This is a genomic window from Vulgatibacter sp. (assembly GCF_041687135.1).
Taxonomy (GTDB): Bacteria; Myxococcota; Myxococcia; order Myxococcales; family Vulgatibacteraceae; genus JAWLCN01.
Genome location: NZ_JAWLCN010000002.1, coordinates 205,133 through 218,580 on the forward strand (window position 1 = coordinate 205,133; position 13,448 = coordinate 218,580).

Annotated in this window: 9 protein-coding genes; 7 read left to right on the top strand and 2 right to left on the bottom strand. The window is 70.0% G+C overall.

What is annotated here, in order from left to right:
- Nucleotides 1-91: 91 nt before the first annotated feature.
- Both ACESMR_RS04760 and ACESMR_RS04765 read left to right on the top strand, forming a co-directional pair.
- The gene (locus ACESMR_RS04760) at nt 92-1,627 is read left to right on the top strand and encodes a TldD/PmbA family protein (protein ID WP_373045522.1); all 1,536 of its coding nucleotides are present in this window, start codon (nt 92-94) and stop codon (nt 1,625-1,627) included.
- A gap of 1 nt (nt 1,628) precedes the next feature.
- Nucleotides 1,629-2,987 carry a TldD/PmbA family protein gene (locus ACESMR_RS04765; protein ID WP_373045524.1) on the top strand — a complete coding sequence of 453 codons (1,359 nt, stop codon included), beginning with the start codon at nt 1,629-1,631 and terminating at the stop codon, nt 2,985-2,987.
- A gap of 4 nt (nt 2,988-2,991) precedes the next feature.
- On the opposite strand, the gene ACESMR_RS04770 is transcribed toward ACESMR_RS04765, so the two are convergent.
- Complete coding sequence (locus ACESMR_RS04770) at nt 2,992-4,773, bottom strand: SLC13 family permease (RefSeq protein ID WP_373045525.1); 1,782 nt, start codon at nt 4,771-4,773, stop codon at nt 2,992-2,994.
- Between the two features lie 182 nt (nt 4,774-4,955).
- Here ACESMR_RS04770 and ACESMR_RS04775 point away from each other — a divergent pair, with 182 nt between their 5' ends.
- Nucleotides 4,956-5,381: a hypothetical protein gene (locus ACESMR_RS04775; protein ID WP_373045527.1), complete on the top strand. Its 426-nt coding sequence runs from the start codon at nt 4,956-4,958 to the stop codon at nt 5,379-5,381.
- A 7-nt stretch (nt 5,382-5,388) separates the two neighbouring features.
- On the opposite strand, the gene ACESMR_RS04780 is transcribed toward ACESMR_RS04775, so the two are convergent.
- Nucleotides 5,389-6,027: a DUF2267 domain-containing protein gene (locus ACESMR_RS04780; RefSeq protein ID WP_373045529.1), complete on the bottom strand. Its 639-nt coding sequence runs from the start codon at nt 6,025-6,027 to the stop codon at nt 5,389-5,391.
- A 133-nt stretch (nt 6,028-6,160) separates the two neighbouring features.
- Between ACESMR_RS04780 and ACESMR_RS04785 the strand changes: the two genes are divergently transcribed.
- From ACESMR_RS04785 to gspE, 4 genes are all read left to right on the top strand, one after another.
- Entirely contained in the window at nt 6,161-7,564 is a 1,404-nt protein-coding gene (locus ACESMR_RS04785; RefSeq protein WP_373045530.1) for a sigma-54-dependent transcriptional regulator, read from the top strand.
- A gap of 224 nt (nt 7,565-7,788) precedes the next feature.
- The gene (gene gspC, locus ACESMR_RS04790; RefSeq protein ID WP_373045532.1) at nt 7,789-8,685 is read left to right on the top strand and encodes a type II secretion system protein GspC; all 897 of its coding nucleotides are present in this window, start codon (nt 7,789-7,791) and stop codon (nt 8,683-8,685) included.
- An 85-nt stretch (nt 8,686-8,770) separates the two neighbouring features.
- Nucleotides 8,771-11,530 (top strand): type II secretion system secretin GspD, encoded by a 2,760-nt coding sequence (gspD, locus tag ACESMR_RS04795; protein WP_373045533.1) that lies wholly within the window; start codon nt 8,771-8,773, stop codon nt 11,528-11,530.
- A gap of 132 nt (nt 11,531-11,662) precedes the next feature.
- On the top strand, nt 11,663-13,447 hold the full coding sequence (gene gspE / locus ACESMR_RS04800) for a type II secretion system ATPase GspE (protein WP_373046413.1): 1,785 nt from the start codon (nt 11,663-11,665) through the stop codon (nt 13,445-13,447).
- Nucleotide 13,448 lies beyond the last annotated feature (1 nt).

Genomic DNA, 13,448 nt, shown 5'->3' on the forward strand with positions numbered 1-13,448 from the left:
GGCGGAAGCGCACTGGACCCGCGCCTGGATCGTTGATTCGGGCACGGGTAGTTGCTACCCGTTGCTCCCTGTTCCTGCAGGAGAGCGACGGATGGCGACGAGACGGACCCCGCAGCCACGCACGGCCCCACGCACCGGCCCGCAGCAGCCAGCAGCCCGCACCGGTCGCGGGCGCGCGCCTGCAGCGCCCCTCGTCGCCAGCACCCCGCCCCCACCCCTCCCGATCGCGACCATCGAGCGCCTCCTCGGCCTCGCCATGGGCCGCGGCGCCGATTTCGCCGAGGTCTACGTCGAACGGGGCGCCACCACCTCGGTCCTCCTCGACGAGGGGAAGATCAAGTCGGCAGCGGTGGGCATGTCGAGCGGCGTGGGGATCCGCGCCATCCACGGCGCCCGGGTCGGCTACGCCTGGAGCGACGACCTCGACGACCGCACCCTCGACCAGACCGCCCGCACCGCTGCGGCGGTGGCGGCGAGCGGCGGCAAGGAGGAGCCGATCCGCGTCTCCCGGATCTCGGTGCCGCGCTACTACCACGTGATCGAGCCGCTCGCCGACGTGGCGATCGCCCGGAAGGTCGACCTGGTCGAGCGCGCCGACGCCACCGCCCGGGCCTACGATCGCCGGATCACCCAGGTGCAGGCCTCCTGGGCGGATCACTCGAAGAAGGTCGCCGTCGCCAACACCGAGGGCTACTACGCGGAGGACGAGCAGGATCTCTGCAGGATCCACGTGCAGGTGGTGGCGCAGGGCAAGGACGGCGAGCGCCGCACCGGCTCCTACGGCGGCGGCGGCCGGGTCGGCATCGGCCACTTCGACAACTTTCGGCCCGAGGACGTGGCCCGCGAGGCAGCACGCCAGGCGATCGCGACGCTGGGCGCAGTCGACGCACCTGCCGGTCCGCAGACGGTGGTGCTGGCGCCGGGCTGGAGCGGCATCCTCCTCCACGAGGCGATCGGCCACGGGCTCGAGGCCGACTTCATCCGCAAGGGCACCAGCCTCTACGCCGGCAAGCTCGGCGAGAAGGTCGCCTCCGACAAGGTCACCGTCATCGACGACGGCACCATGGCCAACGCCCGCGGCTCGGTGAACGTGGACGACGAGGGCGTTCCCGCCGAGCGGAAGGTGCTGATCGAGAACGGCATCCTGCGCGGCTACATGTTCGACAAGCACAACGCCCGGCTGATGAAGCAGAAGAGCACCGGCAGCGGCAGGCGGCAGTCGTTCAAGCACTACCCGCTGCCCCGGATGACCAACACCTATCTCGCCCCCGGGGACTCGACCCCCGACGAGATCATCCGCAGCGTCGACCGGGGCCTCTACTGCAAGCATTTCGGCGGCGGGCAGGTCGACATCTCGAACGGCAATTTCGTCTTCGAGGTGGCCGAGGCCTACCTGATCGAGAAGGGCAAGCTCACCCGCCCGGTGAAGAACGCCACGCTGATCGGCGTGGGGCCCGAGGCGCTCGCCGGCGTCTCGATGGTCGGCTGCGACCCGACGCCGGATCCCGGCATCGGCACCTGCGGCAAGGACGGGCAGAGCGTGCCGGTGGGCGTGGGCCTGCCGACGGTGCGCATCGACGGTCTGACGGTGGGCGGGACGAAGGTCGGCGCCGGGAAGGTGGCTTGAGATGGCAACCGTGGATCTGCTCGACATCTGCGAGCGCGTGGTGAAGCGCGCGCGGCGCCTCGGCGCCACGCAGGCGGAGGCCTACGGCGAGCGCACCCGCGAGGCGGCGGTGCGGGTGCGCGAGGGAGAGGTCGAGGATCTCACCCAGGCGGAAGGCAAAGGTCTCGGCCTGCGCGTGATCGTCGAGGGGCGCCTCGGCTTCGCCTATACCAGCGACTTCTCCGACGCGGCCCTCGAGGAGTTCGTGCGCCGGGCGGTGGCGCTGGCGAAGGTCGCTGCGAAGGATGCGAGCAACAAGCTCCCCGACGAGCGAGCCTTGAAGAGCCGCAACCCCGAGCTCCACGGCCTCTTCGATCCGGAGATCGAGGGGCTCACCACCGATTGGAAGATCGAGGCGGCGCGGACGATGGAGCGCGCCGGCAAGGCGGAGGACAAGCGCGTCTCCAACTTCGAGTCGGTGGGCGCCGGCGACTTCGTGGCCGACGTGGCCATCCACTCGAGCGAGGGGCTCCACGAGCGCTACCGGGGCACCTACGTCTACCTCTTCGCCGCGCCGGTGGCGAAGGGCGACGACGGCCAGCTCCAGACCGCCTACTGGGTCGACTACAAGCGGCGCCTGCGCGATCTGGAGACGCCGGAGGAGATCGGGCGGATCGCGGCCCGGCGCGCAGCGCGCATGCTCGGCGCGAAGAAGGTGAAGACCCAGCGGGTGCCGGTGATCTTCGAGCCCACCATCGCCGCCTCTTTCGTGGCCGGAATCGCCTCCGCGGTGAACGGCGACCTGGTGCGCAAGGGCTCCTCCTTCCTCGGCGACAAACTCGGCAAGCGGATCGCGCCGGAGAGCATCACCGTCGTGGACGACGGCCTGCTCCCCGGGGGCATCTCCACCGCCCCCTTCGACGGCGAGGGGATCGCCACCAGGCGCACGCCGGTGATCGAGCGCGGCGTGCTCCAGAATTTCCTCTACGACAGCGCCACCGCGCGGAAGGCGAAGGCGAAGCCCACCGGCAACGCGCGCCGTGGCTACTCGTCGCTCCCGGGGATCGGCGTCACCAACTTCCACCTCCACGCAGGCGACACGCCGGCGCAGTCGATCGTGAAGTCGGTGAAGAACGGGCTCTACGTCACCGCGATGCTCGGCCGCGGCGCGAACACCGTCACCGGCGACTACTCGCGGGGTGCCAACGGCATCTGGATCCGCAACGGCGAGTTCGCCGAGCCGGTGCAGGAGGTCACGGTCGCCGGCCACATGCTCGACATGCTCCAGACCATCGACGCGGTGGGCGACGACATCGACTTCCGCGGCAGCGTGGGGGCGCCGACGATCCGCTTCGCCGAGCTCACCGTCTCGGGTTCTTGAGGCTTCAACCGAAGGGCCAGAGCCACGGCACGGCGACGGTCAGCAACACCAGCGCCAGCAAGGTGAGCGGCGTGCCCGCGCGGACGAAGTCGGAGAAGCGGTAGTGGCCCGGGCCGTAGACCAGGGCGGCGGAGGGCTCGAGCGGCGTCACGAAGGAGCACGAGGCGGCGAGGCAGGTGCCGATGGCGAAGGGCCGCGCGTCGACGCCGAGCATCTGCGCGATCTGGACGCCCACCGGCAGCAGCACCAGCGCCGCCGCCTGGTTGCTCATCGGCGCCGAGAGCAACACGGTGAGGAGCATCACGGTGAAGAGCGCGGCGCGAGGGCCGCCGATCTCCGCCACCGGGAGCAGCGCTCCGGCGACGAGGGCGCCGGCGCCGCTCGCCTCCATCGCGGCGCCGAGCGCCAGCAGCGAGCCGATGAGCAACACCACGCGCCACTCGACCCGGAAGGCGTCGGCGGCGTCGACGCAGCGGGTGGCGATCATCGCCAGCATGCCGGTGAGTCCGGCGATGGCCGGCGGCACCACGCGGGCCCCCGCTGCGCCGACCGCCGCCGCGAAGATGAGCAGCGCGAGCCCGGCCTTCCGGTAGCGCGGCCGCTGGTAGGCGACGGTGCCGAGGATGGTGAGGAGGTCGCCTTGCGCCAGCCCGCGCATGCGGCGCGGCGGACCGCTCAGCAGGATCACGTCGCCGGCGTCGAGGCGCACCCGCTCGATCGATCGCGCCTCGAAGATCGCTTCGTGCGGACTTCGCCCCAACTCGACGGTGGGATGGCGGTGCAGCGCCAGCGGCGCCAGGCCGAGGCGCTCGCGGAAGAGGAAGCCGTGGAGCGACCTGCCCACCAGCGGCGAGTGCGGCGGGACGAAGGCCTCGACGAGGATGGTCGCGGGGCCTGGCGGCCCCTCTTCCTGCGCCTCGCCGCCGAGGATGACGCTGCGCAGATCCTTCACCCGGAGGATCTCGTGCCTGCCGCCGCGGATGATCAGCCGATCGCGCGGTCCGATCCGCACGCCCGGCTCCGCGGGGATCCAGGTCTGCTTGCGCACGATCGCGATCACGTCCAGGCCGAGATCGGTCGCCGCCTCCACCACGTCCCGGCCGAGCAGGCGGGAGTTCGCCACGGGGACCGCCTCGGTGACGAACTTGCGGTGGGCGAGCGGTTCGTCGCCCCGTTGCTCCTTTCGGACCGGAAGGCGGCCTCTGGTGAAGACCATCCACGCGATGGCGATGCAGGTCAGCGGCAGGCCGATCACCGCCAGCTCGGAGAAGCCGATCCGCCGCATGCCCATCCCCGCCATCGCCTCGCTGACCACCAGGTTGGTCGAGGTGCCGAAGAGCAGGATCGTCCCGCCCAGCATCGAGCTGTAGGCCATGGGCAGGAGGATCCGGCTGCGGGGGATGCGCGCCCGCGCCGCAGCTGCCGAGACCACCGGCAGGAACGCCGCGGTCACCGCCGTGTTCGACGCGATGGAGGAGAAGCCCGCCACGACGGCGAAGAGCACCGTCGAGAAGGTGCGCTCGCCGAAGCGGGTGGCGAACGCAGCCCGCCTGCCGACGATCTGCATCACCCCCGTCGAGCCGAGGCCGCGGGTCATCGCCAGCAGGGCGAAGATGAAGATCACCGTCTCGTTCGAGATGCCGGCGAAGGCCTCCGCCGGCGTCAGGACGCCGGAGAGGGCGATCAGGACCATCAACACCAGCGATGCGACCTCGATCGGCACGCGCTCGATGGCGAAGAGGACCATCGCCACGAGCACGAGTCCGAGAACGATCGCCGCATCCATCGGGCGAGCATAGGGGCCCTGCCCTCCGGAACCGCCGCCCCTCCAGGGGTGGCGGCTGTCGGCGCCCATGCCGACCGCCGCCCTCGCTGGCGAGTCCCCGCACGCCGGCGGCGCCGCCTGTTGCCTGGGGTGAAGGGACCGGCGACGATGCCCCTTCGTCCATCATCGATGGGGGAAGACCGATGTCGCGCATCACCGTGATCGCCGCACTCCTGCTGCTCGGCGGTTGTGGAGACCGAGAGCCTGCGCCGCACCTGAACGCGAAACGAACCGACCGGGTCACCGCCGATCGGTGCACCGCGGTGGGTTGGGTGGTCCTCGAGGACGGGAGCTGCGAGGCGCCCGACGTGAGGACGGAAGAGGAATGCAGGGCGCTCGGCGGCGAGAGCTACCACCTCGCGCTCGACGATGATCCGGCCACGTGCTTCCTCCCCACGCCGGACGCCGGCCTGCCCTGCACCGACGGCAGCCAATGCGCCGGCTTCTGCGAGGCGCCGGCGGAGACCGAGCCCGGCACGCTGGTCGAAGGCACGTGCTCGGCTCGAACCCAGGAGCTCTGCTGGACCGAGGTCCGCGACGGCCTCGTCCACGGCACCATCTGCTTCTGATCCAACGTCAGCCCAGCAGCCCCTTCATGTCGGCGGGGAGCTGGCTCTCCACGTCGCGCATCTCGCCCTCGCTGATCCAGCGCCGCACCACGCGGAAGACCGCCCCGGCCACCCGGTCGGCGTCTTCCTCGCCGCCCAGCTCGGCGTGGGACGCCACCTGCACGAGGAAGCCCTGCCTGCCGAACGAGGAGTCGCCGGTGGCGAGGTCGGCGTGCACGTCGCAGGCGCCGAGCGCCTGGATCCCCTCCGGCAGCTGGGCGAGGAATTGCTGTGCCTCCCGCTCGCTGATCCGCCGCTGTACCGCGCAGAGCACCGCCGCCACCGGCGGCGCCGCATCGCCCGGTGCGTCGAGCTCCGCCTCCGCCGCCACCTCCTTGAGGAAGCGCCAGGCCTTCTGATCCCGGGCCGCGTGGGAGAAGCGTTCGCCGCGGCGGGTGGGCCGCTCGCCCTGCACGCCGCCGTGGCGCTCGTACCAGGCCGCCTCGCCGAAGAGGTCGCGGAGAAAGCCGAGCAGCTCCCCCTTCTCGAGCCGATCGGCCACCGCCGGGACGATGCGCCGCAGCACGAGCAGCTGCTCCGCCAAAGACAGCTGCAGAAAGTCCCCGGTGACCTCGCGTGCGCTCTCCCGCATAGTGGTGTCCCGCATCTCGTATGCCCTCCGCTTTCCTCCAACCGTGGGCATTGGCGGGGATGGGGCAACCACGGCGCCGGAAGGAAGCGGCGCAGATGGCGGTTGCCGAGGTAGCACCCGAGCTTGCGTTTCCACGAGCCTTGAGAACATGACCGAGAACCGCACCGCAGACAGCTCCGCCCCGCTGGTCCTCGTCGTCGACGACGAGGCGGCCAACCTCGAGTCGGTGGCCCGCATCTTCCAGAAGGAGGGCCTGCGCACCGCCACCGCCGCCACCGGCGAGCAGGGGCTCGATCAGCTCCGCCGCGAGCGGGTGAACGTGCTGGTGACGGACCTGCAGATGCCCGGCATGTCGGGGGTCGACCTCCTCCGCGCCGCCCGCACCGTCTCCCCCGGGACCGAGGTGGTGCTGATGACCGCCTACGGCACGGTGGAGACCGCGGTAGAGGCGATGAAGGAAGGGGCCTACGACTTCCTCACCAAGCCGCTCAAGCGCCACAACCTGGTGAAGAGCGTGCGCAAGGCCCTCGAGAAGCAGGAGCTGGTCGAGGAGAACAAGCGCCTGCGCGCCAGGGTGGCGCAGCTCTCCAAGGCCGGCGGGATCGTCGGCGCCTCCCCCGCCTTCCGCGCCACCATGGACATCGTCCGCCAGGCAGCCCCCTCCTCCGCCACCATCCTCGTCCTCGGCGAGAGCGGCACGGGCAAGGAGCTGGTCGCCCGGGCGATCCACGACCTCTCGAACCGTGCGGACGGCCCCTTCATCCCGATCAACTGCGCCGCGATCCCCGAGTCGATCCTCGAGAGCGAGCTCTTCGGCTACGAGAAGGGCGCGTTCACCGGCGCGGTGGGCCGCAAGGAAGGCCGCTTCGAGCGCGCCCACAAGGGCACGCTCTTCCTCGACGAGGTGGGCGAGATGAGCCCCGCGGTGCAGGTGAAGCTCCTCCGCGTGATCCAGGAGGGCGAGTTCGAGCGCCTCGGCGGCACCAGCCCGGTGAAGGTCGACGTGCGCCTCGTGGCGGCGACCAACCGCGACCTCGCCCAGGAGGTGAAGGAGGGGCGCTTCCGCGAGGACCTCTACTACCGCCTCAACGTGGTGAAGCTCGGCCTCCCGCCGCTGCGCGAGCGCACCGGCGACGTGCTCCTCCTCGCCAACCACTTCCTCCGGGCCTTCTGCGAGAAGAACGGCAAGCAGATCACCGGCTTCTCGAAGCAGGCCCAGGAGGCGATGGAGCGCTACGGCTGGCCGGGGAACGTGCGCGAGCTCGAGAACGCGGTGGAGCGCGCCGTCGTCCTCAGCCGCACCGAGGTGATCGATCTCGGCGATCTGCCGGAGACGGTACGCGGCGCTGCCGACGCAGCGCCGGCCAGCAGGGCCATCGTCATCCCGATCGGCACCCCGATGGACGAGATCGAGATGCGGGTGATCCACGAGACCCTGCGCCACACCCAGGGGGACAAGACCCTGGCGGCCCAGCTGCTCGGCATCGCGACCCGGACCATCTACCGCAAGCTCGACCGCGAGAAGTCCGCCGGCGAGCCCGAGACCGTCTGACCGGTTCTTCCATCCGCCCTCTGCCGGATTGACACGAGGTCCCGTGTCCGGCGACCTCGTTTGCCAAATTGGCAGGGACCTGCCTGCCCGCCGGCTCCCCAGGCACCGAATGGCATGACCCTCGTCCCGGTTTCCCCAAGGAATTCGCGGCGGGAAGGGTCCGTTGGCCCGTCGCGACCCGATGGCACATCGGTTGCTAATCAACTCCGGCAGGATACGGGTGCATGGAGCTTCTCTTCCGCAAATACTTCTGGTCGGTCAACCTCGCCTTCCTGGCTCTCGCCGGGCTCCTGGCGGCGCGGACCGTCAACACCTTCGTCGCGGCGCAGCTGGCGCCGCCGGTGAGGGTGCAAGCCGCGGACGCCGGCAAGCGCACCGCTCCGCCCCGGCTCGGGCTGGCCTCCATCAACCTGGAGCAGACCGCGCGCGTCTTCGGCATCGAGCTCCCGAAGGAGGAGCCTGCCGAAGTGGCAGCGACCCCCGCCTTCGATCCCAACGCCGAGCCGGTGAAGAGCAGCCTCCGCGCCTCGCTCATCGGCACCATGGTCGCGAACAGGAACGAGTGGTCGTTCGCCACCATCCGGGACGACAGCAACCAGAACGTCGGGATGTATCTCCCTGGCGACCAGTTCATGGGCGCCGAGATCCTCTCCGTCGATCGTCTCCGCGTGATCCTCCTCAACCAGGGTCGCAAGGAGTTCCTGGCCATCGGCGACGCCGCCGCGCCGGTGCCCGCGGTGGCGGCGCCGGTTGCAGCGGCGCCTGCGTCCTCCTCCGGCGAGGGGATCAACCAGGTCGACGAGAACAACTACGTCATCCCCCGCGAGGAGATCGACAAGCAGCTGTCGAACCTCAACTCCATCGCCACGCAGGCCCGCATCGTGCCGTCGTTCAAGAACGGCACCGCGAACGGCTTCAAGCTCTTCTCGATCCGTCCCGGCTCGATCTACTCGAAGATCGGCATCCAGAACGGCGACGTGATCCGCCGCATCAACGGCTACGAGATCAACAGCCCCGACAAGGCCCTCGAGGTCTACACCAAGCTCAAGGAATCCTCGAAGATCGAGATCGAGCTGGAGCGGCGGGGCAAGCCGGTGACCAAGTCCTATTCCATCCAGTAGTTGCCGGCGCACGCGAAGCCGGCCACCACGGCAGGCGTATCGCGAGGGATGCGACTCGGCACCGCTTCAGGAGCACGAAACGCCGATGCCCATCCTCCGCACCGCCACCGCGACGCTCGCATCCGCCTCCCTGCTGCTGGCGCCGCTGACCGCCATCGCGCAGGTTCCCGTGCGCCCGCCGGCGCCTGTCGACAAGAAGGAGAAGCTGGAGGAGCGGGAGGCGCAGAAGAACCGCCTCCGCCTGCCGGGCGGCGTCCTCAACCAGCAGCTCCAGGCGCAGCGCCCGGGTCCCCAGACCCAGCCGATCCGGCCCTCGACGCCGCTGCCGCCCCGCCCCAACGCCCCCGCCGCTCCGGTGCCCCCGCCGGCGCCCCCGACCACCCGGGCCCAGCAGGGCACCACCAGTGGCACCGGCACCGCTGCAGGCACGACCAACGGCCGCACCGCCGAGGAGCAGCAGGAGATGCGCGAGGAGGCGCGCCGCCGGGGCCGCTTCCAGCTCGACTTCGACAAGGCCGACATCGCCGACGTGGTCCAGACCATCTCGGACTTCACCGGCAAGCTCTTCATCGTGCCGGAGAACGTCCGCGGCAAGATCACCATCGTCGGCCCCGAGGACGGCACCGGCCTCGTCACCGCCAACGAGGCCTACGCCGCCTTCCTCTCCGCCCTCGAGGCGAACAACTGGACCGTCTATCCGGTGGGCCAGTACCTGAAGCTGGTGGAGAAGCGCGCAGCGCCCAACAGCCACGTCTGGACCTATACCGATCCCAACGCGCCGATCCCCGCGGACGAGCGCATGGTGACCAAGGTCCTGCGCCTCAAGTACGCCGAGACCGATTCGCTGGCCAACCCGCTGAAGCAGCTCGCCTCCAAGGACGCGAGCATCATCCCGCTTCCGCCGGACACCCTCATCATCACCGAGGTGGCGCTCAACCTCCGCCGCATCGAGCGGATCATCCAGTCCCTCGATCAGCCCGGCGGCGGTGACGAGCTGCGCATCCTCCAGGTCGAGTACGCCAACGCCCAGGAGCTCGCCGACAAGCTCCTCCAGATCTTCGAGAGCCAGGGCGGCGGCGGGCAGGCCGCAGCCCGCGGCCGCGCCACCCCCGCGAAGCCTGCGACGGCAGCGGCTCCCGGCGCCGATCTCGAGGGCGGTGCGGTCTCGATCACCCGGGTGATCGCAGACGAGCGCACCAACAAGCTCATCGTCATCGCCTCGAGCCGCGCCTTCGATCAGATCACCGACCTCGTCCGCCAGCTCGACGTTCCCACCGGCGACACCGGCCGCGTCAACGTCTACTACCTCGAGAACGCCAACGCCGAGGAGCTCGCCACCACGCTGCAGGGGCTGACCACCGGCGGCACCGCGGCGCCGGCGCGCCCCACCCCCCGCCGCGCCGCCCGTCCCGGCCAGGATCAGGCGCAGCCCGGCACCGCCGAGCTCTTCGCCGGCGAGGTGAAGATCTCCGCGGACACGGCGACCAACTCCCTCGTGATCGTCGCCAGCGCCCAGGACTACAAGAGCATCACCAAGGTGATCGAGCGCCTCGACATCCCGCGCCGCCAGGTCTTCGTCGAAGCGGTGATCATGGAGGTCAACCTCCGCAACAACGACGAGTACGGCCTCTCCTTCCACGGCGGCGCCACCGTCGACACCGAGGACGGCATCGCGCCGATCATCGCCGGCTCGCAGGTCGGCCCCGCGCGCTCGCTCAACCTCTCGAGCCTCGTCTCCCTCGGCGGCTTCCTCGCCGGGATGCAGGGGCCCCCGATCCCCGCTGCGGCGGAGCTCGGCGTGGCGCTCCCCTCCTTCGGCGTGGTGCTGCACGCCCTGAGCAGCAACTCCGACGTGAACGTGCTCTCCACCCCGCACATCCTCACCTCGGACAACGAGGAGGCCGAGATCACCGTCGGCCAGAACGTCCCCTTCCAGGCGGGCTTCGCGCCGCAGGGCATCTCCAACCTGCTGAGCGGCGCGGCGGGTGGCACCGGCGCGAGCAGCGCCCTGCTCGGCTCCGCCCTCGGCGGCCTGGGCGGCGGCCTCAGTTCCTTCTACGCGCCGATCCAGCGCCAGAACGTCGAGCTCAAGCTCAAGATCAAGCCGCAGATCAACGAGAGCGACTACATCCGCATGGAGGTGGAGGAGCAGACCGAGGAGATCGCGGAGCAGGATCCGACCCTCGGGCCCACCACCGCCAAGCGCACCGCCAAGACTGTGGTGGTGGCCAAGGACCAGACCACCGTCGTCATCGGCGGCCTGATCCAGGAGCGCACCATCAACTCGGTGGCGAAGACCCCGATCCTCGGCGACATCCCGGTGATCGGCAGGCTCTTCCGCGACACCTCGACCACCAAGGCGCGCACCAACCTCCTGCTCTTCCTCACGCCCTACATCATCCGCGACCAGTCGGACTTCCGCCGGATCTTCGAGCGGAAGATGCGGGAGCGCGACGAGTTCATCGCCGCCTTCTACGGCACCTCCACCGAGTACGAGGTCCCGATCGACTACGCCCGCAAGGCCGGCCCGGTTGCCCTCCTCGCGCGCGACGTGCGGGGCGAGCTGCAGAAGGTGGAGAACGGCGGCCCCGGCGCCCCCGGCGAGACCGAGGTCCGGCCGCGCACCGAGATCCAGGTCGTGCCCCGCGGCAGCACGCCCGAGGGCGAGGCCGCCGCGGAGCCTGGCGCAGCGCCGGGCACCGAGGCGGCCACCGAGCCCGCGCCTGCCGGCGGGGAAGGCGCCGAGGAGACCGGCACGCTGCCGACCGAGCCCCCGGTCTCTCCGGGGATGGTGACCCCGGATGCAGCGGAGGAGATGGACGAAGCGGGCGAGCAGGCTCCCTGAGCCCTGTGCCTTCCACGAGCTGGAAGGGACCACGTCGAGTCACCGTTCCAAACCAGACCGAAGTCGTGGAGTGGAACGGGCCGGGGCCAACCCGGCAGGGAAGGTGAGATGGCGAGCGACGGAATGCCCCTGATGAACCTCGATGCCCGGACGGCCGGCGCCTTCGACGCCGAGCTGGCGGCGAACGACACCGCCCTCCTGTGCGGCAGGCCCATCGGCGAGATCCTGCGCCACACCGCCGGCCTCTCCGAGGCGAAGATCGCCGAGGCCCTGGCGAAGCAGGACGAGTCGGGCAGCCGCCTCGGCGAGGTCCTCGTCGGCATGAAGGCGGTCACCGAGGAGCAGGTGCTGCAGGCCCTCGCGCTGCAGCTCGACCTGCCCTTCCTCGAGAAGATCGACGACAACAAGGTCGACACCGAGCTCGTCCAGCGGATCCCGATCAACTTCGCCAAGCAGTACAAGATGATGCCGCTGTGGCGGGCGGACGGCGAGATCGTCGTCGCCGTCGCCGACCCGGTGGACACCACCGCCCTCGATCAGGCGCGCCTCACCCTGCAGGCCCGGGTCTCGCCCGTGGTCGCCACCCAGCAGGTGGTGATCGACGCGATCCACACCGTCTTCGAGCGGCTCGCCCACGACGCCGACGCGATGGGCTCGCAGCTGGACGAGGAGGAGAACGAGACCCTCGCGCAGGAAGTCGAGGAGGCCCCCGACCTCATCGACTCCGGCGACGACGAGGCCCCGATCATCCGCCTCGTGAACTGGCTGATGAAGCGCGCGGTGAAGGAGCGCGCCTCCGATATCCACATCGAGCCCTTCGAAAAGGAATTGCTCGTCCGGTTCCGCGTCGACGGCGTGCTCAAGGAGGTGATCAAGCCTCCGAAGCGCTTCCAGAAGGCGATCACCTCCCGCATCAAGATCATGGGGCAGCTGAACATCGCGGAGACCCGTCTCCCGCAGGACGGCCGCATCCGGATCAAGATCGCCGGCAAAGAGGTCGACATCCGCCTCTCGACCATCCCCACCGCGTGGGGCGAGAGCTGCGTGATGCGTCTGCTCGACCGCTCGAGCGTGATGCTCGACCTGAAGGACATCGGCTTCGAGCAGGAGCAGTACGAGATCATCGACCAGCTGCTCCACCGCTCCCACGGCATCGTGCTCGTCACCGGCCCCACGGGCTCCGGCAAGACGACCACGCTCTACGCGGGCCTTCACAAGATCAACAAGCCCGACCTCAAGATCCTCACGGCAGAGGACCCGGTCGAGTACCAGATGAAGGGCGTGAACCAGGTGGCGGTGCAGCCGAAGATCGGCCTCACCTTCGCCGGCGCGCTGCGCTCCTTCCTCCGCCAGGATCCCGACGTGATCCTCGTCGGCGAGATTCGAGACATCGAGACCGCCGAGATCGCGATCCAGGCCTCGCTCACCGGCCATCTCGTGCTCTCCACCGTCCACACCAACGACGCCCCTGGTGCGATCACCCGTCTCGTCGACATGGGCGTGGAGCCCTTCCTCGTGGCCTCGTCGCTGGTCGGTTCGCTGGCGCAGCGCCTGGTGCGCACGCTCTGCAAGCACTGCAAGGAGCCGTACCAGCCGTCGAAGGAGGAGCTCGAGGAGGTGGGCATCACCCCCGAGATCATGGAGCGCACCGGCACCGGCGTGCTCATGCGCCCCAAGGGCTGCCAGGAGTGCAACAACCTCGGCTACAAGGGCCGCACCGGCATCTACGAGATGATGCTCGTCGACGACGAGATCCGGCAGATGATCCTCAGGAACGTCGACTCGAACACCATCAAGAAGCACGCCCTCGGCAAGGGGATGATGGCGCTGCGCGAGCATGGCGCCGTGAAGGTCGCCCGCGGGATCACCTCTGCAGCCGAAGTGCTGCGCGTGGTCCAGGACGACGTGGTGCTCTGAC